Below are 25327 nucleotides of genomic sequence, written 5' to 3' on the forward strand. Positions count from 1 at the left end.
GTCAAACCTCGGAGGCAGGTCTACCCTACGCCCCGAACTGAATTCCCAGGAAAAAGGTGTTCGACCACCCGTCAATATCCTTGTTGAAGTCCTTTTGAGCCCCCACTTCGAACGAAATCCAGGTCGAACGGAGCGTCCGCTTGGCCCAGGGCCACACTTCGCGCAGGTTAAAGGCAACCCCCGGAACCACGTTCAGCAGGAATTCCTTGGTAAAGTTGTATTCCACATGAACTTCGCCGGTCAGGCCGAACAAATCCGACAGGTCATACCCGCCGCCCAGCGCAAGCCCGATAGAAAAACCGTCCAGCGTAAAAAGTTTTTGGCAGTCGTCATTTTTGACTTCTACGGAATCCGCATCGGCTTTGTCGTCTTCAGCATCGTCATCCCACCAGTAATGTTGCCGCTGTTCCGAGTCAGTCTTCTTTCCGCGCACCTGCTTTCTAAACGCCGAGATACTCGTATTTTCAAAACCCAGAAGCGGCGAAGCATACAAGTCGAACTCTTCGGACGCCATGTGGAACCTGACATTCAGGCGGTACCGCTGGTAAACGATCATCGCGTCGCGGTCGAGGTCGCCCCCGAAAAAGAGCGCACTGACTCCCCCGCTTATCCAATCTTTATAAAAGTATTCGAGTTGCGCCTGCCAGGCGCCCATGCAGTCGCATTCGTCCAGCGGGTCGTACACGCCAAAGCCAAGCCCGAACGAAAGTCCCTGTTCCATGTAGGCGGTCTGCCCCGGCAAGGGAACCGTGCTGATTTCGGACAACTTATTCTCTGATTCAAGCGAGTCTACGCCGTCTGCCGCAAACGAGACAGACAACCCAAATACAAGTACAATCAGCAAGAATAAGTAGCGCACAGGTATAAGCTAGTAAAAAAAACAAAGGGGGAAGAATCCCCCTCGTTGCAATCGCAGCCCTGCTGCGTTTTCCACTACCCCTTCTCCTAGGGCTCCGCCCTAAAACCCGGATAGTTTATCGCCGCATTTGACTCATGATTAGTCGTGGCCCTTGATTTTTCAAATCAAGGGCGCGAGCGGTCTTTAATCGTTGGTCTCGCTACGCGAGCCCATGACTCGTCGGCTCGGTCATAGGAACAAGCTAGCTTGTTCCTGCGACGCTCGCCTCCTAGTCATTCATCATATGATTATAGAACTTGGTGTAGTTGTCGCGGTCTTCGGTCTTGCGGACGGCGATGGCGTCTTGCGGGTGGCGGTTCAGCATACCCGTAATCATCTGCGGAATGATGTAGCCCCATTCGTACTTTTCCTTGAGCGGGAGGAAGAGTTCCTGGTAGGCGTCAAGCACCGGACGCAGGTCGTACTTCGGGTTCTTCAGGAATCCGAGCAAGAGTTCGGTGGTGCAGTTGCCGGCGCCGCGGCCCATGCCGGACACGGAACCGTCGAGGTAGTCCACGTGGTCAATGATTGCCTGAATCGTGTTGGAGAAAGCCAGCTGCTGGTTGTTGTGGCCATGGAAGCCGAACTTCTTGCCCTTCACGATACCGCGGTAACGGGTAATTTCCTTATCGATGTCTTCCTGGTAGAAGGCACCGAAGCTGTCCACCAAGTAAAGCACGTCGGCCTTGCATTCTTCGTTCACCTGGTGCAGGGCTTCGTCGAGTTCCGGGCCACGGTCACGGCTCACAGCCATGATGTTCAGGGTGGTTTCGTAACCCATGTCGTGGAAGGCGTTCACCATCTCGATACCCTTGTCGATGTTTTTCACATAGCTTGCCACGCGGAACATCTGGTACGGGCTTTCGCTCGCGGGCTTCACGGCGTCCATGTTCACGCGGCCCACGTCAGCCATCACAGCCATCTTGATCTTGGAATCGATACCGTCTTTCACCTTCCAGAGCAGGTCATCGTCGCAGAACTTCCACGGACCGTATTCCTTGGGGTCAAAAAGTTCCGGAGAGTTCTTGTAACCCATTTCCATATAGTCCACACCGGCGGCAGACAGGAGGGTGTAAAGGCGACGCACAAATTCAAGGGAGAAGTCGTGCTTGTTCACCAGGCCGCCATCGCGGATGGTGCAGTCCAAAACTTTGATAGATTCGTAGTACATAGTGGTTATGAGGTCGCTTCGCTTTGAGGTATGAGCGTCGCCACGAGCGGCTAGTGGTTAAGGTTAATTGTTTCGCAGGCAAAGATAGGTTCTGCGAAAGAGCCGGTCAAGAGCCTTAAAACATTTCGTTCAAAAAAGAACATTTTCAACGCATATTTTGCGTTATTTTTAACAAAAAGTTTGTAATTCTATCAAAATCAATGGGTTAGAAATTTCCCAAAACCGAAAAACAGACCTCCAGAAACGAAAAACGCCCGACATTTGAATAAGAATCTTCATAACCAAGCAGGCGAAGGCTGCTCGCGTAATTTTCATTTTACGCATATTTTGCGTATATAAAATCAAAGAAAATCCAAGCCATTCCCGCAATTTAAAGTTATTTTATACACTATGAAAAAGAAAATTTTTTGGGGATTAGTTTCATTCTTTCTGTGCGCCTGCGGAAACGATTCCGGCAGTAACGCCAACTCACCCGAAAACGAACCACTGGTTTCAGAGATTTCATCATCCGAAATCTCATATTCCAGCGAAAGCAACGCAACTCCAGACAAGGAATCGTCATCGTCCAACAAAAGCGTCTTGTCGTCGAGCTCCGCAGCCGAGACACAATCTAGCGACACCGCTTCGGACGCTCCGCTGTCAAGCGGCACAGTTACAGGCACACAGTCTTCTTCAAGCGCCGCGCAATCAGGTTCCGGCCCAGCAGGCGGAATCAGTTTTCCGCAAGAAAGAGGCTGTAGGCCCACCGCCCCCGTAGAAAGCGAAACCTTCGGCGTGGTCGACGCCTTTATCCAGAAACGAGTCGAGACCCTCGTACAGCAAGGTTTAAGCAACGACTCCGCGAGAGACCTCGCCATCGAAGAACTCCAGCGCGAACTCGGCCTAGACACCCTATTCCAGGAGAACCCCTACATCGCGGAATATCAACTGGAATACACGCTATTCTTCCTTTACGGAAACAAAAGCGAGAATACGCTGAATCAAGATTTGGTCGACGACTTTGCCGACGGCACGCTAGAAGCGGACAACTACTGCATCAACCAAGTCCCATACGCCGCCTTGGACGGTTACCCAATGTTGTTTATGCCCTTGGGTTGCTTCATCAGCACGCCCGAAATCAACAACCCATTGGCCATCATGCGCAACATCTGGCGAAAGTGCAACGGCATGCCCTACTGCAACGCAAGCGTCGGCGACACCATGATCACCTTGGGCAAAGACCATTTTGTATGCGAGGAAGGTTCGTGGGTCACGCTCGAAATGCTCGGCAAAGAAAAGAACGGCGTGATTTGCACCAACAACGGAGACCGAGTCGTCGTCAGGGGAAACGACAACAACGACATGACCTACATCTGCCTCGACAGTTTCTGGCGCGCCATATCGAACACGGCATCGTTACCCGCAGAATATTTCTTGAACCCGGACTTTGAATACGGCACCTTCGAAGACCCTCGCGACGGGCATGTGTACAAGACAACCGTGTACGAAGGCAAAACCTGGCTTGCGCAAGACATCGACTACTACGACAGAGACGATCCTCTTTTCGTGAACCAGAGCAAATGCGCCAAGGTCGCAGAACACAAAAAGCACGACCCCAGCGAAAACGCCTATTGCGACGGAGCCAGCCGATTCTACACCGTCAACGTGATCAAGAAAGTTTGCCCCACCGGCTGGCGCTTACCCACCAAAGAAGACTGGAACCACATCACAGAAATGTCTTACTCCGAAGCGGATAAATACTACCCCAAGCTGTACGCGATAGGAACCCACATTGCCGGTAACACCAGAGTCGTAACAGACGAATTCGGCCTGTCGCTCAGAAAAAACGGCGGCGTAGACCCCTACGGCATGGACATGACTCTATCTGGCTACAACCTGTTCTGGGTCGAAGAAGGCGAATACGCAATGAACAGCGACTTCTTCGCTTATTACGAAAAAGTCGACCCCCGCGAAAACGGCGAATACGTCCCCGTCAGATGCATTAAGGAATAACGAGAAAGCTTCATGTCGGCGACTTCACGCCGGGCACCTTTGGCAAGATTTATCATTTTGCCGACGTCGGCAAAATGATCCCCGACAATTAACCCATTGGCCTCGCAAGCTATTTTAGCCCTTTCAATTGATTCCTGAAAGCGCCGCCATTGAGCATATTCCAAAGCCGTCTGCAACCCCCTCGCATACCAGAACTCGGCTCCGTTTTCATCAATGTGTTTGATATTCTCGAACGTCTGCTGAGATGGCAAAGCCAAATAAAACAAAAGCGCATCATTCCTTTCTATGGAATGACGCGTCGGGCATGAATGCACCTAATATTCAAAAAGCTGGCAAGGGGCGTAATGAAATTTTAGATAGCCAAACAAAAAATTTATTTCCTTCGTTTGGATTTTTTCGCGCGGGCATCATCTATAGCGTTGCGCAAAACACTTTCCAAATATTCGTTCGTCGTTTTGCCTGCGTCGGCCGACATTTTCCGCACAGATTCCTGCAAGTCATATGGGACCAGGACGGTCATATTTTTCATCGGTGTCACAAACAAATCGCCACCGACAGCTTCCGCCATCTTCTGCAGTTGCTTGTAAGAAGGATTCGTCTTCTCTTTCAAGCGAACCCATGAAATCCAGGACTTGATCTTTTTTCATCGCATGACTCCTTGTTTAACAAGTTCTTTATATTGTTTCATTTTCGCACACAACAGAATGAGCGTATTCAACTCGTTCAGGGCCATGCAGAAATAAATTCTGAAAACACCACCACGAGCCTGCTTAGGGTATAATATCATCTTCGGAAAGCGGTAGCTAGAAGCTTCAAAAAATCAGATGCAGTCGTTATTGCACTAATAAAAAACGCTTCTACGCAACTAGAAAAAGGAGATGCCGGGTCAAGCCCGGCAAGACAATTAGAAGCAACTTTTTACATATCCAGATTTTGCGTTAGCAAAATCGATAAATGCGTAAGGCGAGTGAAGCAGGATTGCTTGCAAGCCTATTTTCGAGCCAAGCATTTAGTACATAGTACAATCCGTGTGGCTCATTGGGGTTTTAGGGGTTGCGCCCCTAGGCGAGGGGGTAGGCAAAGACTACAGGCTTTGCCGAGGTCCTGAGCCTCGGCAGCTATGCTGCCGTGAATTTCATATATGAGTAGAGAGCGAAGCGAACAAAAACCTTAGGCGAAGGATGTCCTTCTTTGCAAGGACTGTGGAAGCCTCCCCCATCACAAAAACAGCTTGTCCGCAAGCCATGGGTACAGTCACGTAAAAATATCTTTTCGCGCAAGACGTTCCTAGGGGGCGTTGTTTTGACTGAAAACACACTTTTACGCCGGGTTGTTGATATTCGGGGGGCAATAAATTATATTCAAGCCTATGAATACAGTTTGCAAACTTCTCCCCTTTGCGATTGCGGCTTCCGCATTCGCGGACAACACGTTTTTCCTTAACGAGGCGGGCTACGACTTGGGCATGCCATTTTCGGCCGTAGTACAAAGTACCGAAGAACTCGAAGGAACCAAGTGGAGCCTTTACTTTAATCGCGACAACATGCCCCAAACTCAAGGTTTACCCGCGCAAGTTTTAGCAGAGGGCGTATTTGGCAAAGGCGAAAATCCCGACAATTGGTCTAAAAGCGGGAAATACTATCGCATCGAAATTCCCTACAGTTTTATGTACGCAGGAACGTACTATATCGGCGATGTCACAGGCAGCCCCTCCACATCAGCGGAATTCTCTGTAGGCGGAAACCAGCTTGCCAAGAGCACCCTCGGCATGGTGCTGGACTACTTCTACGACGACCGCGCCGACAAGGCTCCCATTACCGAATGGGACCAGAAGGTTTCCGTTTACGGGAGTTCGGGCGTTACGCGCGATGTTCGCGGCGGCTGGTACGATGCTAGCGGCGACGTGAGCAAGTACCTGAGTCATCTATCTTACGCCAACTATTTGAATCCGCAACAGATTCCCCTAACGGTGTGGGCACTCGCTTTTACAGCGGAGCGCATTCCGGAGCTACTCGCGTCTACAAGCACCAAGGCAAAAACCGCAGACGAAGCCGCCTACGGCGCAGACTTCTTGGTACGCATGCTTGACGAACAGGGATTCTTCTACATGACTGTGTTCGACAACTGGGGCATGGGAAATCGCTACCTTTGCGCCTTTAGCGGTTCCGACGGCGTCAAGAGCAATAATTACCAGACGGCATTCCGCGAAGGCGGCGGCATGGCCATTGCCGGCCTTGCCCGCGTGGCAAAACTTGGAGTCAAAGGCGATTTCACCAGCGAACAGTACCTCGCTGCAGCCGAGAAAGCTTATGCACACCTCTCTGAAAAACAAAGCATCGGTAGCAATTGCGCCTACTGCGACGACGGCAAGGAAAACATCATTGATGACTACACCGCACTCCTTGCGGCAACGGAATTGTTCCTCGCTACGGGAAAAGCCTCCTACATGGACGATATGGAAAGCCGCGCTGGACACCTCGCCGCCCGCATTAGCGAAGACGGATATTTCTGGAGCGACGACGCGAAGACTCGTCCGTTCTGGCACGCAAGCGACGCAGGACTCCCGCTGATTGCCTTGATGCGATTCCTGGAAGCGGAAATGCAAATCGCACGCGAACCTTGTCCCCCTGAATTTGACTGTTCCGCCACCAACGGTGAAATCATCTACAAGACAGCACTATCTGCCGTTCGCAAGCACTTGAGCTGGCTCATCTCCATTACAAACAAGGTCGAAAACCCGTTCGGTTACGCCCGTCAGACTTACAAAACTGGCGGAAACATCAAGGATGGTTTCTTTATCCCGCACGACAACGAAAGCAAGTACTGGTGGCAAGGCGAAGACGCCCGTATCGCAAGCCTTGCAGCAGCGGCATCGCTTGTCGCAAGTGATTTAAGCCTCCTCGACACTAACATCAACAAGTACGCAACCGACCAGCTCGACTGGATTTTGGGCAAGAACCCCTACGGCACCTGCATGATGTACGGCATCGGTAAAAAGAACCCCGCCAAGTACGACGGCACCTCCGACTATGACGCAACCCTCAAGGGAGGCATCGCAAACGGCATTACCGGCAAGAGTACGGACGGTTCGGGAATCGCCTGGGATGACGATGGCGTTGCCTACGTAGGCTTTGATCCCAAAGAACCGTGGAACAACTGGCGTTGGGTGGAACAGTGGCTACCGCATAGCACCTGGTACCTAATGGCACTTGCCACCCGTTACGATGAAAACCCAATTAAGCTATACAACCCTGATGCAATCAAGCCTAAGACCATCGCAAGTGCAAAGTTCTCGGTGCTGACTCAGGGTCGCACGCTTACGGTAAACGCCCGCGGTACCGCAAAGGTGCAAGTCTTGGGAATCAATGGCGCAGAAATTACGACCGCAATGCTTACCGCCGGACACGCAACGCTGAACCTCAACAACGTGCAGAGCGGAATCTACATGGTCAAGGTTGACGGCTTTGGAGCAAAGAAGATTGTGATAAAATAAAAGAGGGCAAACGCCCCGGCTAGCCCTTCGACAGGGTCAGCAAAACAGCGCCCGCGAGAATGATGAAGGTCGCCAAAAGCAACTTGATTCGTTCGCGGGCCGTTTTGTATTCACCGAAAACGAACACGCCCCAGCCGAGGTTCACCAGCAAGTTCAGCTGCGTGAGCGGATAACCGATGGCATAACCGAGCGCGCCGTTCACATCGATAGCCCAGAAGCAGCCGTGCATGCCGATCGTCCAGAGCACACCCATCAAAACGGTAACAACGCTCGGCACAAGCTTGTATTCGAACATCTTTTTACGGCGGATTTCAAGCACGGCAATCAGCGCCTGGCTGCCGACAAAAATGCCGATGGTAAACGGGCAAAGGAATTCAACATCGGTCATCGAGAGGCCCGACTGAACTGCAAGCTTATAGGGAATCAAGTATGTACCGAAGGCAAAACCGCCCAAAAGCGAACGCCAGTTCTTGAATACGGAACCACCATGCGACGGCGACAAGCGCGAAAGCCCGATCAAAAAGCATGCAATCGCCGGAATCGAGAGGAAGAACTTGGACTGTTCGCCGAACAGGAGCACGCCCGAAAGGAACGAGGCCAGAATGCTCACCCCCATGGAGCGCACGCCGGCACCCGCAAGATCAGCCTCGGCTTGCACCGCCCAAAAACAGAAGGCTCCGCCCACGACCCACAAGAGACCGCAAAACACGCCCACCGGGTGCACGTTGAACGTGCCCGTATAAAACGCCACGACAAGCGCACTCAAAAGCGCGCCCAAGGTCATCATCGAAAGGTATGCCCAGCTGGAATAATTCGGCCATTTTTTAAGGGGCACCATGTAGGAGCCGAACATGAAAATGGCAAGCAAAGCTCCGATATAACTACTTTCCAATGCAGAACCCCGCGAAAATAGATTGTAAAATGTCTTCGGACGAAATTTCGCCTGTTATACTTTGTAATGCGCGACGCACCAGTTGCATTTCAAAGGCGAGCAGTTCCACCGCCGGATTTCTATGCAGCAAATCGAGCACTCGGTTCACGCCGGCATAAGCGTCTTCGAGGCATGCCTTTTCGCGTTCGCTTGTAATCCAGAGGTCTTCTTCGTTTTCACATTTTTTGAACAAGGCGGAATTCATGACGCTCTTGAGTTCGGCAAGGCCCGCACCTGTCTTGGATGAAATACGGAGTCCCGTTTCGGGAAGGGTTCCGCGCACATCGCACTTGGAGTGGACTATAAAATCAGGCTGGACAACCGGCTCGCCTGAGTCCGTACCATCGAGAACTAAAATCTTGAGGTCGGCTTCTTCCAAAATCTCGCGGGACTTTTTCATGCTGAGCGCATCGAGTTCGTCGGTGGCATGCTCTGCAATGCCTGCGGTATCGACCAGGCGGATTTCACCGCCTTCCAAGAAGAGTCTCACTTCGACAAAGTCGCGCGTGGTGCCCGGCACATTGCTCACGAGCACGCGGTCTTCGCCGAGGAGTGCATTCACCAGGCTCGACTTGCCCGCATTCGGGGCGCCATAGAGAACTGCCAGCGGGAGCCTACTCAACGCGGCCTTTCCGCGGAAGCTGTTCAAAATCTGCTGGATAGATTCGCGTATAGAGACAAAGCGCGCCTCCCAGCCTGCAAAATCGGGGTCGGCTTCTTCTTCGGCAAAGTCCACATCGAGTTCCAGGCGGGCCGAAATGTCTTTCACCTGTGCCGTGAGCGTCGCAATCTTTTTCGAAAGTGCGCCGCCCAGCAAGCGGTGGGCGTTTTCCAGTTCCGCACGGTTCGCGCTGTGAATCACGTCGGCCACCGATTCGGCCTGGGTCAAGTCCATCTTGCCGTTCAAGAAGGCACGGCGCGTGTATTCGCCCGGTTCGGCCAGGCGCACGCCTTCGATGCGGCGAATCGCCTGCAGCAAGTCGCGCACAATCAGCGGGTTTCCGTGCGGATAAAGTTCCAGCACGTCTTCGCCGGTATAAGAATTGGGCGATTCAAAATAAATGAACAAGAGGCTATCGAGCACCTTGCCCGATTCCGGGTCGCGGGCCGTGCCGAGGTTTGCCATGCGGGGCACAAGAGCCTTGGCAGTCTTCGTTCCAAACAGGCGTTCCACCACCAAACGCACCTGCGAACCACTCACTCGGAGGGCCGCTACGGCACTCACGCCCGTAGGCGTCATCGGAGCTACAATCGTCTGGGAATCCATGGCGGCAAAGATAGCAAAAGCACCCGAGGCCTTCATTTATGTACGAAAATTGACATATTGTATTTTAATATTTTCTTATTTGATTATTGCAATAGGGCATTTTTCCCTTATTTATTGTACATTTATTAACCTATGAGCCAATTCAAACTAATTTTCCGCCCCTTGGGCACCATCCCCTGTTTCGTGCTTCAACGCGATGACGGAGCCGAATTTGAAATTCTGAACGGTTTTGGCTGCGGACTCAACGGTTGGCGAGTCCCCGTAGAAAATCAGCAAAATACCCGAACCTCGACAATGCTCGATTTGCTCTACGGCTACAAAGACGAACCTACCCTTAGAAAAATTTCTCCTGACACAAATGCCGGTTGCAGGCTCACCCCCTTCCCCGGCCGCACTGCCTACGCCAAATTCACCTGGCAGGGCAAGACTTACGAACTTGTGAACAACGTAAGCTGGGCTCCGCATGCCCTGCACGGATTCTTGCAGAACAAGGAATGGGAATTCGAATCTTTTGAAAGCGAAGCAGACAGTTGCACCGCCGTATTCACTTGTGACTGGCCGGGTGCATTTGCCGGTTTCCCGTTCCCCTTCCGTGCCACAAACACCATCACCTTCACGGGCGAAAGCGTTTCGATTACCTCGACCGTCAAAAACGTCGGCAACACCGATATGCCCTATTCCGAAGGCTGGCACCCGTACTTTACTTTGGGCGAAAAGATTGACAACTTGACCATGAAATTGCCCAGCTGCTCGCTTGCCCTGTTGGACAAGGCGGACATTCCGACCGGCGAATTCAAAGAAGACTCCCGTTTCGAAAGCGGCCGCAAGATTAACGACGAATTTATTAACGACTGTTTCTGCCTTGAAAAAGATGTCACGGAATTGCAGGCCAACGGTTCTGACTTTATCAACAACGCTCACGTATCGCTCGAAAGCGACAACTATTCGCTTGATATTTGGCAGAAGGCCGGTGTCGAGCAATATAATGCAATCCAGATCTACACTCCGCCTGACCGCATGAGCATCGCTATCGAGCCCATGACTGCAGAGCCCGATGCATTGAACCATCACCGCGGCCTCATCGTAATTCCGCCTGGTGAAGAACGCACGTTTACATTCGGGTTCCGATTCCACGAAAAAACGGGCATCGAGTTATAAAAACGCAAGTTTTTTGTAAACTGCATGCTACGAAATCCGCCAAAATGGCGGATTTTTTTGTTGAGAATCACCCAACGATTTATTCAACACGATTCAAAATATTCTTTGATTTGCGTTTTTTAAAACCTATTTTCGAAGACGACAATATAGGAGTCTGTTATGGAATTTACTAAAACCCTTCTCGCATTCGGCCTTGCCGCTGCAGCATCTGCAAGTGCGGCGCAGTACGAAGCCGAAGACGGAACACTCACCAAAGACGCAGCTGTCGCCTCCAATACCGAAGCATCGGGCGGCAAGTACGTCAAGATGAACGGCGGCGACATCACGTTCCCCGCTGTTACCGTCGAGAAAGCCGGCCAATACAGCGTAGTGGTCCACTACATGAACAACTACGGTGGCGACAAGATCAACTATGTCGGTGTCGGCAGTACAACCTCTCAGGTTTCCTTCCCGGTTACAGACAAAGGCAAGTTTGTCGATGTCGAAACCGTCCTTACACTTGCAGCAGGCGCAAACACGATCGCCATTACCAATAGCTGGGGCTGGATCGATGTAGACTACATCGAAGTCAAGGAATTCGAAGCCAAGGCATTCACCCTTTGCAACGCTCCCGTTACCAAGAACGCCACCCCTTCTGCAATCAAGCTTTACAACTTCTTGGTCAACAACTTTGGCAAGAAGACTATTTCTGGCGTCATGACCGGTAACATGGATGCCTACACCATTGGCGATGCCACCCAGCACGAAGACGTGCAAGCAGTTTACAAGGCCGGCGGCAAGTACCCGGCACTCATCGGTGCAGACCTCATGAACGCAACCGGTGCCAACAAGGACGAAGGCTGGTTCCAGCAGTACACCGAAAAGGCTATCGATATCGCAAAAACCACCTGGAAGAAGGGCGGCATTCCGGCCTTCACGTGGCACTGGCGCCCGGGTGACGAAGTTGAATTCTACGTGAAGGGTGCTCATGACACCTACACCGAATTCGACTTCTCCGAAGCATTCATCAAGGGTTCCACCACTTGGGACACGACTTCTGCCGCTTACAAGGCAATTGTCGGAGATATCGACCACGTTTCCCAGATTTTCTTGGACCTCCAGAAAGAAGGCGTTGCTGCCATCTTCCGCCCGTTGCATGAATCCGGCGGAAACTGGTTCTGGTGGAGCATCAATACGGGCAAGCAGTTTATCGCCCTCTACCAGTTGCTCTATGAACGCATGGTGTTCAAGAACGGCGTGAACAACTTGATTTGGGACTTTAACCCGCAAGACGCCTCCAAGCTTTCCTGGACTCCGGGCGAAACCTACTACGACGTTCTTAGCGTTGACATTTACAACAAGGCAAACGATCACCAGAGCAACAGCGCTGCATTCATCGACTTTGCCAACAAGGGCGGCACCAACAAGATTATCGCCCTCAGCGAAAACGGCCCGATTCCCGATGTCGACAACATGTACGCAGAAAACGCCCCCTGGAGCTGGTGGATGCCGTGGTACGAATCCTGGTCTGCAGGCTTCGTGAGCCAAACCGCCGAAAGCGTATGGAAGAAGAACCTCGCCGACGAACGAATCATCACGCTCGACGAAATGCCGGGTTGGGACAACTATAATGAAGCAGCCTCTGCAACAAAGGCATGCCCGACCTCGACCGAAAACGCCAAGTACGGTGCCGGCGAAGCAACTCCCGAAGACTACAAGAACCTGATGATGGCCGTGACCTACACTGCCTTGAACGACAGCGGTGCAAACATCGAACTCAAAAAGGTTCCGAACCTCACTGGTGCAACGACAGTTTCGTTGAAGATTACAAATAACGGTTCCGGCGGTGCAGACAATGGCATCTGGGTTGGTCTCGCCTTTGTAAGGAACGGCATGAAGGACGACGCCTGGACATGGGAAATGTCTACCTCCACCGGCTGCTGGATTAACGACGGAGCCTCTGCTACTTGCGAATTCGACATCACCAAGTACGAAGATGACGACAAGGTAGAACATCCGATCGATCTCGACAACCTCTTCTCTGTAACGCTCATGGTTGCAGCAGTAGGCTTCGAAGGAACCGTGATTTTCGACGAACTCGTCGCCGACAACGGCAAGGTGATTTCCGCATTCGACAAGAAGACCGAACTCTTCACCGCTGCCGACCAGAGCAAGGGTCATATCGCAAAGATCGAACTCGTCGACGAAACGGGCGCACCTGCCGCCATCAAGCCGGTGGTCGCCAAGGCAAGCGCCTCCGCCAAGCTCGGCGTCTCGGGCAAGACCGTCTCGCTCACTACCACCAAGGCTGGCATGGTTGCCGTCGAAGTGTTCGGCATGAACGGCAAGCGCGTGGCTACACTCTACAAGGGCAACCTCGCCGCAGGCACCAGCGCATTCAGCCTCGCCGACATGCCCAAGGGCCGCTACATCGTGCGCGTCAAGGGCGCAGGCATTGCCGCTACCCAGCCGGTATTAATCAAGTAAGTTTCTCTTCATGACTCCTAGAATCCCCGTGGTCGACGCAAGTTTGCCGCGGGGATTCTTCTATTTGAACAATGAATTTTCAATTTCGGGGAAAATAATGTATTTTAAAATGGAACCGGAGGTTGTATGAATACCTACAAGTTTTTGACCGCGACAGCGCTCGCTTTTTCGACCTACTCCATGGCAGCGGCCATCCGCGTCGAAGCCGAAGACGCCGTACCTGCCGACGACCACAAAATCGAGACATTGACCGACGCAAAAGCCTCGGGCGGCAAATATGTCGAAATGGGCGAAGGCGACCTCGCATTCACCGTCAACATGCCAAGCGACGGCTACTACACGCTGTACGTAAGCTACAAGCTCCCCACCGATCGCGGCAGCAAAACCCAGAATCTGACTTTGAACGGAAGCTCCGCCGGTCAGGTGACCTTCGGAGTTTCCGATGATTTTAAGGTCCTCAAGGCGGCGGGTAAAATCAAGCTAAAAAAAGGTGAAAACGCAATCGGGATAGTCCATTCCTGGGGATGGGTGGCCGTTGACTACATTGAAGTTTCGGAATACGAGGCGACCCCCTGGAACATCAGCCCGACTCCTGTAACGCCTGAACCCACCGAAAGCGCCCTGAAACTCTACAACTTCTTGCTCAGCAATTTTGGCAAGCGCACCATCAGCGGCGTGATGACCGAACGCCCCTTCGAAAACAACGGGCAGTACACCCCGCAAGATTTTGACACCCAGACCGAACTCAGCTACATCAACAAAGCGAGCGGCAAGAACGTGGTGCTCGTCGGTTTCGACTTCTTGCATTCTTCCGGCAAGAGTTCTGACCAGCAGTGGTATCAAGGCTATACGCATGCCTCCTTGGAAATGGCAAAGACCGTATGGAAAAAGGGCGGCATTCCGCAATTCAACTGGCATTGGAAAGACCCGATGCACGACGTGGAAGCGTTTTACACCGAATCTAGCGGCAACACGCCTTTTACCGAATTCAGCATCGGACTTGCTTACGACACCACCACCGGCAAGTGGAAAACCGACAGCGACGAATACAAGGCCCTTATGCGCGACATGGAAACGATTGCCGATTCGCTTTTGACGCTCCAGAAAGAAGGCGTTGCCGTGCTGTGGCGCCCACTGCATGAAGCGAGCGGTAAATGGTTCTGGTGGGGCACCGATGGCGCAAAGCCTTGCGTCGCCCTGTACAAACTCATGTTCGACACCTTCGTGAACAAGAAGGGGCTGCACAACCTGATTTGGGTCTGGACCACCGACGAAGCCCCCGATGCACTGGACTGGTACCCAGGCGACGAATACGTAGACGTCGTAGGCCGCGACTATTACTACTACCCCCGCGAAGCAAACCACGCCTCGCTCGTGAGTTCCTTCGAAAAAGTCAAGGAAATGTACGGCGCTAAAAAGATCGTCACCTTGTCCGAAAACGGCTCCGTGCCCTACCCCGACGAAATGAAGGCCGATGGCGCGAACTGGAGCTGGTTCATGCCGTGGTACGGCGACTACGCCATGGAAGGTTGGGCCAATGACAACAACGCCGAAAGCTGGAAGACCGTGATGAACAACGATTACATCATCACGCTCGAAGACATGCCCGGCTGGGACAAGTACGAAATGCAGCCGACCGCAATCGCCACCTCCAAGAAAGCCTCCCCCGCAGTCCGGCTTGTCGGTCGCGATTTGCAGGTGAACCTGAACGCCAGCGTGACCCAGATTTCGATTTACGATTTGCAAGGAAACCGCGTGCTCGTAAGAAAAATGAGCCAGAACGGCACGATTGCGCTTTCACGCCTCGCCCGCGGACCGTACCTAGTAAAAATTCAGGCGAACGGATTGACTCAGAGCCTCAAAATCACGCTAAAATAGCCAAATTTCGCTAAAAAGCGCGTAAAACGATTATTGCGGGAAAGACAACATCTTTTTCGCTTTTTTGCTTTCAAAATGAAAATCGCGGCCATTCGAAGGTATATTTAAGGCATAAATTAAGGAGTGTTGTATGGGATGTAAATTACTCGCGGCGCTGTCCGCATTCTCTATGGTGTCTGCTTTTGCAGCCCCCACCATGTACGAAGCCGAAGATTTGCCGGGCGCAAGCGTTGCCGAAGGCGCCGAATTTTCGGGCGGAAAATACGCAAAGACCGCAGACCCTAGCGGCATCACGTTCACCGTCAAGGTCGAAGAAACCGCCGTCTACGATATTACCACCAAGGTTTTAATCAAGCAATACGACTGGACCACCTCTAAAATCGCGGTCAACGGTGTGGATGTAGGCTCCATGCTTACCACCCCGCGCAACTGCGATTCGAGTTACGTGGTTTCGGCTTCGGCCAAAATGAAGGTCGGCGAAAACAAGATTACCGTAGGTAACCAGGCTCTTGGCGTGGACTACATTACCGTCGAACGCCACCCCGATCCGGAATTCAAAATCAGTACAAGCCCGGTCACGCCGAACGCCAGCGAAAGCGCCAAGAAACTCTACTCCTTCCTGCGCGAAAACTTCGGTAAAAAGACTGTTAGCGGCATGATGATTAGCGACCAAAATTTCAACTACGATTACGGCAACATGCGACTCATTCCGCCTGGCGGCTGCACACCCGCGGACTCTTGCAAGTTCAGCGACGAAGAAGTTTCGTGGAAGGGCCAGACCGATATCGCCGAATTCTACAAGCGTAGCGGCCACTACCCCGCTATTGGCGGCTTCGACATGCTGTTTGCCGCAGGCGGCCACCACGAAGAAGGTTGGTTCAAGGGCTACACCGAAAACAACTTGCTCATGACCGAAGACTTGTGGAACATGGGCGGCATTCCGACTTATACTTGGCACTGGAAGGTCGGCGAAGACACCGTATTCTACACGCAGGGCACTCCCGCAGGCTTTAACAACCCAGGCTGCACCGAAGGCGTCATGGGCACTTCGAACACAAATACCTGCTTTAACTACACCAAGGCTTTCAAGGGCGAACAATGCCAGGAACTTGACGAGACCTCGCAGGAATACAAGGACATTGTCGCCGACGTAGACATTGTTTCGGGCTACTTCAAACAGCTGCAAGACAAGGGAATCGCCGTCATATGGCGTCCGCTCCACGAAGCGAGCGGTGGCTGGTTCTGGTGGGGTACCGCAAGCCCCGAATGCTATGTGCAGCTGTACCGCCTGGTATTCGATCGCATGGTCAAGACCAACAAGCTCACCAACCTAATCTGGGTCTGGAACATCAATACCGACCCGAAATTCGGTTACGACTACAGCGCCCTGAATGCAGCTTGGTACCCTGGCGATGAATACGTGGACATTGTCGCAGTCGATATTTACGACCCGCTGAATGACCACAATTCTGCAGCCAATTACTACAACAAGATTGTGAGCGACGTGGGCACAAGCAAGATGATTGCCTTGAGCGAAAACGGTGCTATTCCGGACATCGACAGCATTGCCGAAGACAAGGCTTATTGGAGCTACTGGATGACCTGGAGCCAGACCTGGAGCGGAAACTTCTTGGAAAAGACTCCTGCCGACATGTGGAAGCGTAACCTGGACGACGAACGCATTATCGCTCTCGACGACATGCCCGGCTGGGATAACGTAAACGCCGGCACCACCCCAATTCGCAGCGTAATTACAAACAAATTAAACATTACACTACAAGGCAATAACTTGAGCATTACCGTTCCGCAAACAGGCCACACAAACATTGCCCTGTTTGACATGCTCGGCCACAAGGTCGCAAGCCTCGCCAAGGGCAACCTGCCCGCAGGCACCTTGCAATTCAGCCTCGACGGAATCGCAAACGGCAACTACATTGTACGCGCCAAGAACGGCACCGCAAGCTATGCGCAGAGAATAAGAGTTAAATAAAGCCTACAAAAATGACTTTAGCAAACAGGGACTCGCTCATGCGAGTCCTTCTGTTTACTCGTCTCTGCCTTTCGCCCACTATTTTTTATATTTGTTAACATGGAAAAGAAGCACCCCCTTTATTTTACGATCCATGGTCACTTTTACCAGCCGCCTCGTGAAAATCCCTGGACTGGCGTCATTGAAAACCAGCCCAGCGCACGTCCCTTTCATGACTGGAACGACCGTATTGCTAGTGAATGTTATAGTCCGAACTCTGCAAGCCGTATTTTGAGCCCTAAAGGACGTATCGTTGACATCGTCAACAACTACGATTACATGAGTTTTAATATCGGCCCAACTCTGATGGGCTGGATCCGCACGAATGCACCCGACACCTACAAGCGCATTCAAGAAGCCGACAAGCGTAGTGCCGAACGACTGAACGGTCACGGTAACGCGATTGCACAGGTTTACAACCATATCATTATGCCGCTCGCAGGCGCCGAAGACAAAAAGACGCAAATCCGCTGGGGCATTGAAGATTTCAAGTTCCACTTTGGTCGCACGCCCGAAGCCATGTGGCTCGCCGAAACGGCTATCAACTTCGAAACAGTAGTGGAACTCATCAAGGCAGGCATCAAGTTCACGATTCTTTCGCCCACGCAGGCCGACAAGTTCCGCAAGCTTGGAGATTCCAACTGGACTGACTGCAGCAACACGAGCATTGATACGACTCGCCCCTACCGCATCTACCCGCGCAACAAAGACGGCGTACTCGTTTGCGACGGCTACCTGGATGTATTCTTCTACAATCCGTGGCTATCTTCGGCCGTGGGATTTGAACACCTGCTGCGCAATGCGGAAACCTTCGGCAACCGCATCAAGGACGCCTGGGACGAAAAGCGCAAGGAACCGCAGCTGGTGAGCATCGGTACCGATGGCGAAAGCTACGGTCACCACGAACCGTTCGGCGACATGTGCGCCGCCTGGCTCTACAACCACTACGCACCGGAACACAACATGGTGCCGGTGAACTACGGCTGGTTCTTGGAAGAATTCCCGCCCGAGCACGAAGTGATGCTCAAGAACTTCTACAGCGAAGGCTGCGCCTGGAGCTGTGCCCACGGCGTTGGCCGCTGGTACCGCGATTGCGGCTGCTCGACTGGCGGTGGGCCGGGTTGGAACCAGAAATGGCGCGGTCCGCTGCGCGATGCCTTCAACCACTTGAAGAAACTCGCCGACGATATTTTCGTCCGCGAATTTGAAAAGATATCCGACGTAGACCCGTGGGAAGCTCGCAACAACTTTGTCGAAGTCCTGGTCGCCCCCGAAGACGAATCCCGCATCAAGGCTTTCCTCGACAAAACGGTCAAAGACCCGAATGACGCCGAAATGTGCGCGAAAGCCATCCGCCTGCTTGAAATCCAGAAGTTCTGCCTGTTCAGCTTCACGAGCTGTGGCTGGTTCTTCAACGACATCGAAGGTCTGGAACCGGTGCAGAACATGCGCTACGCCCTGCGTGCCATGGAACTTTTGGAACCGTTCCTGCCCTATGGTCACCACATCAAGAATGAAGTCATCAGCATTCTCGCCCGCGCCACAAGTAACGAACACAAGTGGAACGGTGCCGAAGTGTTTACGAACTATGCCGAAGAAAAAGTTCCGGTGGTCGTGAAGGAAATGGCGGAACAGGCTGCCATATTCCACTTGAACCTGGAAGACGATTCCGAAAAGAACAAGAAGATTGTCGCCACAAAGATTGCTTCGCGCAGGCGCCAGACACTCGTTCGCACGGAATATTTCGACAAGTACATCAACGAACGCCGCATCTCGACCGTCCTTGCCATCACCGACATGCTCGGCCGCATCAACCTGGTCGTCGCCGATGGCGAAAACGAGCAGAACGGGCTTAAGTTTGTTGAAAATCCGAATATGAGCACGCAGGAACTGCAGGCGCTCTACCCCACCGCCTATGTGGTTCGCATGCGTAACCTGATGAGCGACTCCATCAAGCGCATCAACCAGATTTCGACTAAGAAGTACCTGAACAGCCTCACGGAATCGTTCTCGAACTTCGCCCTTTCGCATGGCCTTTCAATCGACAGTCTGGCCGACCTCGACCATACCCTGCCGGACACCATGCGCAAGATTCTTTCGCTCGAAATCAACTCCAAGATTCACCATCTGGCGCTCGCCTACATGGAAACCGACGACCAGAAGGTCTTCGACGAAATCAAGGACTTGATCGAAGAGGCAAAGGCTTTGCACACCCACTTCTCGTTCGGCGGTACGGGCCGTATGTTCCATGCCAAGCTCGTGAAGCTGATCGACTCCGTTTTCGAAAAATTTGACCCGGCCGCAGTCAAGCACATTACCGGCCTCATTACGGTGGCCGACTGGCTTGGCCTCGGCATCGACAAGACCAGCCTCGAAAACAAGGTATTCCCCGCATACCAGGAATACGTAAAGTACCCGACCAGCAAGATTGCGGGCCTCAAGCCCATGTTCAGCTGGCTGAACTTCGAGGTATAGCATGTACAGGATGTCCGAAAAACCGCTGATTAGTGCAAACGAAATTCGCGAACGGGTGGCAACACTCACCCGCGAAATTGTCGCCGTCTACGATTACGACATCCTGATTTCGGCGCTCACCGGCGCCTACATGTTCACCGCCGACCTAAGCCGAGAACTCGCCAAGGCCGAAGGCGCCAAAGCCCCCCAGAAAAAGATAGCCTTCATCAAGGCATCAAGCTACGGCGACTCCACGGAATCCAGCGGCAAGCTCCATGTGCACGGGCTTGAAAAAATCGACCTGCGCGGAAAAAGGATTCTGATGGTCGACGACATCGCCGACACGGGAACCACATTGCTCGGAATTTGCAAAATGCTCAAGGAAGGGGGCGCCCAAGAGGTCCGCACCTGCGTTTTACTGAACAAACAGGAGCGTCGCGAAGTAAACATCACGGCAGATTTTGTAGGTTTTGAAATAGCAAACGAATTCGTGGTAGGTTACGGGCTCGACTACGCAAACGATTACCGATTCCTACCGGACATTTGGACACTACAGGAGACCAACTAAATGGCAAACAACGATTTAGATGACGTCCGACTCCATGCCACCCAAGCCTTCGAAGCTGTAGAACGCAGCTACAACAAGATTGGCCGCGGCAAACGACTACTGATCAACCTTGGCGTGTGCCTGCTGTTCTTTATTGCAGGTATCATTACCTGTAGCGTATTTACGAGCATTCCGAACGAAGGCATTATCGAACGCGTGGCAGCCCAGCCCGACATGCCGAACAAGTGCAAGTACCGCTATGACCGCGCCATGGAATACGCCATCATGCACGAATGCGTTTTCGGCAAGGGAACTCCTGGCAGCGAAAAGTCGCTCATCCAGCGAATCAACTACTGCACTTGCGCCCTCGAAAGCGTGCAAAAGAAAAAGCCCTACCAGAAAATGTTTGAAAACAACCTCGTAGACTTTACCTTCAAAATCCGCGAAGAAAATCTATGCCGCGAAAACAAGGTTATTCCGACTCTGGACGAAGATGAAGGCGAAGCTAAGGACAAAGCAAAGAAATGACCGTCGAAGAAATTGAACAGAAAATCCGCTGCGAAGCCGAGAAACTGGTTCACGACGAACCGCTTTCGGTACTGATGATCACAGAGCAAATTCTTAACAGCAAGAACTTTGCCGCAATGCTTTCGGTCACTCTTTCTTGTCAGCTTGCAGGCGAGGTGATTGACCGCGCTGAACTTGAAAAAGTTTTCGGAATTCTTTACCTCAAGTATCCGGAACTGATCACTTGCGCAGGCAAGGACTTGTACGCAACGGTTCTTCGCGATCCGGCTTGTACAAGTTTTCTGGAACCGCTTCTGTTCTTCAAGGGATTTCAAGGCCTGCAGGCATACCGCGCCGCCCATGCCCTATGGCAAGAAGGCAGATCGTTCCCCGCCAAAATGCTCCAGAGCATCATTAGCCGCAAGTTCGGCATGGACATTCACCCGGCCGCCAAAATCGGTTACGGCCTTTTGATTGACCACGCCACAAACATTGTCATCGGTGAAACCGCTGTCGTTGGCAACAATGTCAGCTTCCTGCACGGCGTGACCCTCGGCGGTACCGGCAACGAAGTCGGCGACCGACACCCGAAAATCGGAAACGGAGTGATGCTCGGCGCCCATGCGCAGCTGCTCGGCAACATCCACATCGGCGATGGCGCAAAGATTGGCGCAGGCGCTGTGGTGGTAAGCGATGTTCCGGCGCATACGACTTACGCAGGCGTACCCGCCGTACAAGTCGGTAAGCCGCACGACGAAATGCCCAGCTTCAACATGCAGCAAGACTTCACCCGCGACTGCGAGTAGGTGCAGTGTGCAGTGTGCAATGTGCAATGTGCAATGTGCAATGTGTAATGTGTGATGTGGGATGAATAAAAAGGACAAAGTTCAGTTCATCAGCGAAACGCTCGACGAGTTGCTTCCGGACCCGCCGATTCCACTGGATTACTCTGACCCTTACACGCTCCTGGTCGCGGTCGTGTTGAGTGCGCAATGCACCGATCTCCGCGTAAACCTGGTGACCAAGGAACTTTACAAGAAGGCGAAAACGCCTAAGGACATGGTCAAGCTCGGCGTCGAAAAAATCACCGAGATTATCAAGCCTTGCGGGCTTTCGACCACCAAGGGCAAAAACATTTTCAACTTGTCCAAGATTCTTGTCGAAAAGTACAACAGCGTTGTTCCGCAAACGTTCGAAGAACTCGAGGCGCTCCCCGGTGTCGGCCACAAGACAGCAAGCGTCATGATGATTCACGCTTTCAAGATTCCCGCCTTCCCGGTGGACACGCACATTCACCGCCTCGCAAAACGTTGGGGACTTTCCGACGGCTCTTCTGTAGAACAGACTGAAAAAGACCTTAAGAAAATATTCCCCGAAAGCGAATGGGAAAAACGCCACCTACAAATCATCTTGTTCGGTCGCACTTACTGCAAAGCGTTAGGCCACAAGCCCGAGCAATGTCCCATTTGCAGCGTTATCGGCTGCAAGCAGTAACCAACATACCCCAAAACCTAGATTGCGGAACAATACCCCCCTTAAATCAGGATGTTCACAACCGCACCCTATATTCCTTTTTCTTTTTTACAATTCTAGGGTAAACAGAACTACAAAATAAAGCTATCTTGACACAAAATTTGGAGTTGTGTCTATGATGAAAAAAATGACTACTGCAGCCCTCGCTGCAGCCACAATCGCTTCTGCAGCAAACATCACCGTCGACCCGACCGCAACCAAGCAAGAAATTGTCGGTTTCGGCGGCGCTTCCGTTTATTACCAGAGCTGGATTACGGCACTTGCTGACAAAAACAAGGAAGCCCTTTTTGACACCGCCTTCACGGGCCTCAACCTTTCTCTTTTGCGCGTGGGCAACTGGCTCCAGGCCGATACCGCCAAGGTAAGCCAAGACGACATCGCCATCGTGCAGGCAGCCAAGCAGCGCCTCGGCAACCACGTGAAGATCGAAATGTCCAGCTGGTCTGCACCGGGCAACCTCAAGCCGAGCGGCAGCGTGAACGGTAAGGACGGTTCAAGTTCGGCCGACAACTCCCTGAAAAAAGTCAGTGACGACGCCTATGGTGCTTACGCCTACAGTGACTTTGCCGCCTGGTGGAAAAAGAGCCTCGAAACCTACAAGGCCGCGGGTATCACACCGGACTACATCAGCCTTCAGAACGAACCGGACATGAATGCCGACTACGAAGAAACCCTGTTCAACCCCACCGAAACAGACACAGCTGCCGGCTACAAAGAAGCTTTGAATGCAGTCTATGACGCCGTGAAGGGCACTACCAAAATTTTGGGCCCCGAGCCGCTCGGTATTGGCTACAGCAACTTCGAAAAGTACGCCAAGGAACTCGACGACAACAAGCTGGACGGCTACGCCTACCACCTGTATCACGCCGGTGACGGCAACGACAACTCCGGCAACAACTACCTCGCTCCCGAAAACTACCGCAAGGCCATGAAGGCTATCGGTTCCACTTACGGCGGCAAAGGCAAGCCGATTATCATGACCGAGTTCTGCAACATGCTCGACAAGACTCGCGAAGAAGACATGGTGGGTCTCGCCCACATTATGCAGGTCGGCTTTACCGACGGTCAGCTCGGTGGCTACATCGCCTGGCAGCTCTTCTGGGGCGAAGGCCGCGGCCAGCTTATCGGCGTTTGCACCGAAGGCTGGGGCAGCTGCAAAAAGGACGAAATCGTCATCGGCCCTGAATACCACGCCATGCGTCATTACTCCAAGTTCGTGAATCCGGGCTGGAAGGCAATTTCTGCCACCACCACCGAAAACGACCTCAAGACGGTCGCCTTCGCAAGCGCCTCCGGCGACTCCATCTCCGTAATTGTCATCAACACTGGCAAGACCGCCATTCAGCTTGACGCTCCGGCAATCAGCGGCATGAACGTCGCAACTGCAGTACAGTCCAAGGAAAACGGCTTCAAGAGCAAGAACATCACCATCGCCAGCTGCTATATGCTCCCGGCCCGCTCGGTGACAACGCTTGTTCTCACCAAGACCGCCGTGGCCCCGACCGTCGCCGCCTGCCAAGACGAAACGACCGACCCGAACTACTCTGAACCGGTCATCACCCCGTCTGCAGACGTTGTGATTCTCGACTACTCCAAGACCACCGACGTTTCCACCTGGCAGGCCATGAGCGACGACCTCGGCGCCGTCACCTACGAAGCCGGCGAACTCGACGGCATTACCGGTTACGTAAACGTTCCGCTCGCCGGTTGCGAACAGGCCGAATGCGGTTACAAGAGCCAGCTCGTGAACATCAGCGAAGAAGGTGCCGCCGCACTGGCAAACTGCTCCGAACTGGTGATTACCATGCGTAGCCAGGACAAATCCAACGCCTACGTGAACGTGGGTGCCGCAAACGGTGGCAGCTGGGTCGACTACCAGTACGGCCGCACCGCCGCCGCAGGCAAGTGGAGCGAAACCACTGTGGATCTCGAAAAGGAAGGCGATAACGGCTCTACCGCCCTCACCTTCAACAGTGACGCAACAGGAATCTACATCGCAAAGATCGTGGCCACAGGCTGCAGCTCGGCCGGCATCATCAAGGCCCCCAAGTTCGTGTTCAACGACCGCAACATGCCTGCACAAGTCTTCGACCTGAACGGCAATCTCGTGTGGAGCGGCCTCAAGGGAGCGGCCCTCAACGCCGACGGCACACTCCGTCTCGAGCTGCGCCAGGGCATGTACCTCGTGAAGACGAAAAACGCTACGGTGAAAGCGATAAAAAAGTAGGAAGTTAGAAGTAGGAAGTAGACAGTATTTTTCTTTCTACTGTCGGCCGTCTACTTCCTACTCAACAAAAAAAGCGGGCTTAAAGCCCGCTTTTTTTTCGTTACGCAAGCAACGTCCATTACCCTTCTTCGAGAGCTTCCTTGTATTCGTCGACCGTCGCGATGTATTCGTCGATCATGTCGTCCTTGGAATCAAGGTAAGAAAGAATCTGTTCCAGATGTTCCTTCTTGAACACAGCCTTGAGCTGACGGCTGGCATGTCCGCGGTAGCCCCATTCCTTGAGGATTTCATCGGTCACCACGAAGGCATCGTTCATCGAGACAAAGCGCATCGGGCCATAGACAGCCCAGTTGTGTTCCATCTGCATGCATTCCGGTTCTTCAAGTTCCGGGTTGGCCATGTAGCGCTGGATGTGGCGGGTACGCACGTCCTTGATCTTGTCGATACGCATGTAACCCATAATCAGGTACTTGTTGCGGAGTTCGGAATCGCTCAGGCCTTCGTAACGGGTGCCGAACAGAATGTAACGGCTCTTTGCCTTGAGGATTGCATTAATCGCCTTCACGTTATAGCAGCTCATCAGACCATAGGTGCTGGTTTCGTAGTTGGGTTCATAAAGGAAACCCTTACCGTTTTCGTTCAGCTGGTCACGGACCGGCATTTCGGACTGGTGGCTGGTTTCGACGTAGAGCAAGCTACCGGCAGCGTTGCCGCGGTAATCCTGCCAACCTTCGAGATTGATCTGTGTTTTAGGCATTTGTCATCCACTCTAGTTA

The 25327-nt window shown here is 52.7% G+C and carries 18 protein-coding genes; 12 read left to right on the plus strand and 6 right to left on the minus strand.

Annotated features, from left to right (window positions below):
* Positions 1 to 25: 25 nt before the first annotated feature.
* The gene (locus BUC02_RS02935) at positions 26 to 859 is read right to left on the minus strand and encodes a hypothetical protein (protein ID WP_139260989.1); all 834 of its coding nucleotides are present in this window, start codon (positions 857 to 859) and stop codon (positions 26 to 28) included.
* A gap of 268 nt (positions 860 to 1127) precedes the next feature.
* Entirely contained in the window at positions 1128 to 2069 is a 942-nt protein-coding gene (locus BUC02_RS02940) for an aldolase catalytic domain-containing protein (RefSeq protein WP_073058176.1), read from the minus strand.
* 390 nt (positions 2070 to 2459) lie between these two features.
* Between BUC02_RS02940 and BUC02_RS02945 the strand changes: the two genes are divergently transcribed.
* A complete protein-coding gene (locus tag BUC02_RS02945; protein WP_073318403.1) occupies positions 2460 to 4061 on the plus strand; it encodes an FISUMP domain-containing protein in 1602 nt (533 codons plus the stop codon).
* A gap of 373 nt (positions 4062 to 4434) precedes the next feature.
* On the opposite strand, the gene BUC02_RS02950 is transcribed toward BUC02_RS02945, so the two are convergent.
* On the minus strand, positions 4435 to 4671 hold the full coding sequence (locus BUC02_RS02950; protein WP_073318406.1) for a hypothetical protein: 237 nt from the start codon (positions 4669 to 4671) through the stop codon (positions 4435 to 4437).
* Between the two features lie 759 nt (positions 4672 to 5430).
* Between BUC02_RS02950 and BUC02_RS02955 the strand changes: the two genes are divergently transcribed.
* The gene (locus tag BUC02_RS02955) at positions 5431 to 7554 is read left to right on the plus strand and encodes a glycoside hydrolase family 9 protein (RefSeq protein ID WP_073318409.1); all 2124 of its coding nucleotides are present in this window, start codon (positions 5431 to 5433) and stop codon (positions 7552 to 7554) included.
* Between the two features lie 19 nt (positions 7555 to 7573).
* Here BUC02_RS02955 and BUC02_RS02960 read toward each other — a convergent pair whose 3' ends face one another.
* Together BUC02_RS02960 and mnmE are read right to left on the minus strand one after the other, a co-directional pair.
* Entirely contained in the window at positions 7574 to 8446 is an 873-nt protein-coding gene (locus tag BUC02_RS02960; protein WP_073318412.1) for a GRP family sugar transporter, read from the minus strand.
* On the minus strand, positions 8436 to 9788 hold the full coding sequence (gene mnmE, locus BUC02_RS02965; RefSeq protein ID WP_254794066.1) for a tRNA uridine-5-carboxymethylaminomethyl(34) synthesis GTPase MnmE: 1353 nt from the start codon (positions 9786 to 9788) through the stop codon (positions 8436 to 8438). Before mnmE ends, BUC02_RS02960 begins: the two co-directional genes overlap by 11 nt.
* 96 nt (positions 9789 to 9884) lie before the next feature.
* On the opposite strand from mnmE, the gene BUC02_RS02970 reads away from it, so the two are divergent.
* The 10 genes from BUC02_RS02970 (at position 9885) to BUC02_RS03015 (ending at position 24551) form a co-directional block, all read left to right on the plus strand.
* Positions 9885 to 10910 carry an aldose 1-epimerase gene (locus BUC02_RS02970; protein ID WP_073318416.1) on the plus strand — a complete coding sequence of 342 codons (1026 nt, stop codon included), beginning with the start codon at positions 9885 to 9887 and terminating at the stop codon, positions 10908 to 10910.
* Between the two features lie 159 nt (positions 10911 to 11069).
* Positions 11070 to 13376, plus strand: coding sequence for a glycosyl hydrolase (locus BUC02_RS02975; RefSeq protein WP_073318420.1), 2307 nt, complete (start codon positions 11070 to 11072; stop codon positions 13374 to 13376).
* Positions 13377 to 13502: 126 nt separating this feature from the next.
* On the plus strand, positions 13503 to 15254 hold the full coding sequence (locus BUC02_RS02980) for a glycosyl hydrolase (RefSeq protein WP_073318423.1): 1752 nt from the start codon (positions 13503 to 13505) through the stop codon (positions 15252 to 15254).
* Positions 15255 to 15384: 130 nt separating this feature from the next.
* Complete coding sequence (locus BUC02_RS02985) at positions 15385 to 17244, plus strand: glycosyl hydrolase (RefSeq protein ID WP_083564354.1); 1860 nt, start codon at positions 15385 to 15387, stop codon at positions 17242 to 17244.
* Between the two features lie 99 nt (positions 17245 to 17343).
* Positions 17344 to 19758: a DUF3536 domain-containing protein gene (locus tag BUC02_RS02990; RefSeq protein ID WP_073318429.1), complete on the plus strand. Its 2415-nt coding sequence runs from the start codon at positions 17344 to 17346 to the stop codon at positions 19756 to 19758.
* A gap of 1 nt (position 19759) precedes the next feature.
* Positions 19760 to 20305 carry a hypoxanthine phosphoribosyltransferase gene (gene hpt, locus BUC02_RS02995; RefSeq protein ID WP_073318432.1) on the plus strand — a complete coding sequence of 182 codons (546 nt, stop codon included), beginning with the start codon at positions 19760 to 19762 and terminating at the stop codon, positions 20303 to 20305.
* Positions 20306 to 20812 carry a hypothetical protein gene (locus tag BUC02_RS03000; protein WP_073318435.1) on the plus strand — a complete coding sequence of 169 codons (507 nt, stop codon included), beginning with the start codon at positions 20306 to 20308 and terminating at the stop codon, positions 20810 to 20812. It abuts the gene before it with no gap.
* Positions 20809 to 21597, plus strand: coding sequence for a serine O-acetyltransferase (cysE, locus tag BUC02_RS03005; protein ID WP_073318438.1), 789 nt, complete (start codon positions 20809 to 20811; stop codon positions 21595 to 21597). The genes BUC02_RS03000 and cysE overlap by 4 nt, the downstream gene beginning before the upstream one ends.
* 61 nt (positions 21598 to 21658) lie before the next feature.
* Positions 21659 to 22285 carry an endonuclease III gene (gene nth / locus BUC02_RS03010; RefSeq protein ID WP_073318441.1) on the plus strand — a complete coding sequence of 209 codons (627 nt, stop codon included), beginning with the start codon at positions 21659 to 21661 and terminating at the stop codon, positions 22283 to 22285.
* A gap of 154 nt (positions 22286 to 22439) precedes the next feature.
* Entirely contained in the window at positions 22440 to 24551 is a 2112-nt protein-coding gene (locus BUC02_RS03015) for a glycoside hydrolase (RefSeq protein WP_073318444.1), read from the plus strand.
* A gap of 118 nt (positions 24552 to 24669) precedes the next feature.
* On the opposite strand, the gene BUC02_RS03020 is transcribed toward BUC02_RS03015, so the two are convergent.
* On the minus strand, positions 24670 to 25308 hold the full coding sequence (locus BUC02_RS03020; RefSeq protein ID WP_073318447.1) for a hypothetical protein: 639 nt from the start codon (positions 25306 to 25308) through the stop codon (positions 24670 to 24672).
* Between the last annotated feature and the right edge of the window lie 19 nt (positions 25309 to 25327).

It is taken from the genome of Fibrobacter sp. UWOV1, from assembly GCF_900142495.1.
Lineage (GTDB): Bacteria > Fibrobacterota > Fibrobacteria > Fibrobacterales > Fibrobacteraceae > Fibrobacter.

Coding starts and splice junctions, on each gene's coding strand:
- BUC02_RS02940 (WP_073058176.1), bottom strand. CDS start 2,069: ATGTACTACGAATCTATCAAAGTTTTGGACTGCACCATCCGCGATGGC.
- BUC02_RS02945 (WP_073318403.1), top strand. CDS start 2,460: ATGAAAAAGAAAATTTTTTGGGGATTAGTTTCATTCTTTCTGTGCGCC.
- BUC02_RS02955 (WP_073318409.1), top strand. CDS start 5,431: ATGAATACAGTTTGCAAACTTCTCCCCTTTGCGATTGCGGCTTCCGCA.
- mnmE (WP_254794066.1), bottom strand. CDS start 9,788: ATGAAGGCCTCGGGTGCTTTTGCTATCTTTGCCGCCATGGATTCCCAG.
- BUC02_RS02970 (WP_073318416.1), top strand. CDS start 9,885: ATGAGCCAATTCAAACTAATTTTCCGCCCCTTGGGCACCATCCCCTGT.
- BUC02_RS02975 (WP_073318420.1), top strand. CDS start 11,070: ATGGAATTTACTAAAACCCTTCTCGCATTCGGCCTTGCCGCTGCAGCA.
- BUC02_RS02980 (WP_073318423.1), top strand. CDS start 13,503: ATGAATACCTACAAGTTTTTGACCGCGACAGCGCTCGCTTTTTCGACC.
- BUC02_RS02985 (WP_083564354.1), top strand. CDS start 15,385: ATGGGATGTAAATTACTCGCGGCGCTGTCCGCATTCTCTATGGTGTCT.
- BUC02_RS02990 (WP_073318429.1), top strand. CDS start 17,344: ATGGAAAAGAAGCACCCCCTTTATTTTACGATCCATGGTCACTTTTAC.
- hpt (WP_073318432.1), top strand. CDS start 19,760: ATGTACAGGATGTCCGAAAAACCGCTGATTAGTGCAAACGAAATTCGC.
- BUC02_RS03000 (WP_073318435.1), top strand. CDS start 20,306: ATGGCAAACAACGATTTAGATGACGTCCGACTCCATGCCACCCAAGCC.
- cysE (WP_073318438.1), top strand. CDS start 20,809: ATGACCGTCGAAGAAATTGAACAGAAAATCCGCTGCGAAGCCGAGAAA.
- nth (WP_073318441.1), top strand. CDS start 21,659: ATGAATAAAAAGGACAAAGTTCAGTTCATCAGCGAAACGCTCGACGAG.
- BUC02_RS03015 (WP_073318444.1), top strand. CDS start 22,440: ATGATGAAAAAAATGACTACTGCAGCCCTCGCTGCAGCCACAATCGCT.
- BUC02_RS03020 (WP_073318447.1), bottom strand. CDS start 25,308: ATGCCTAAAACACAGATCAATCTCGAAGGTTGGCAGGATTACCGCGGC.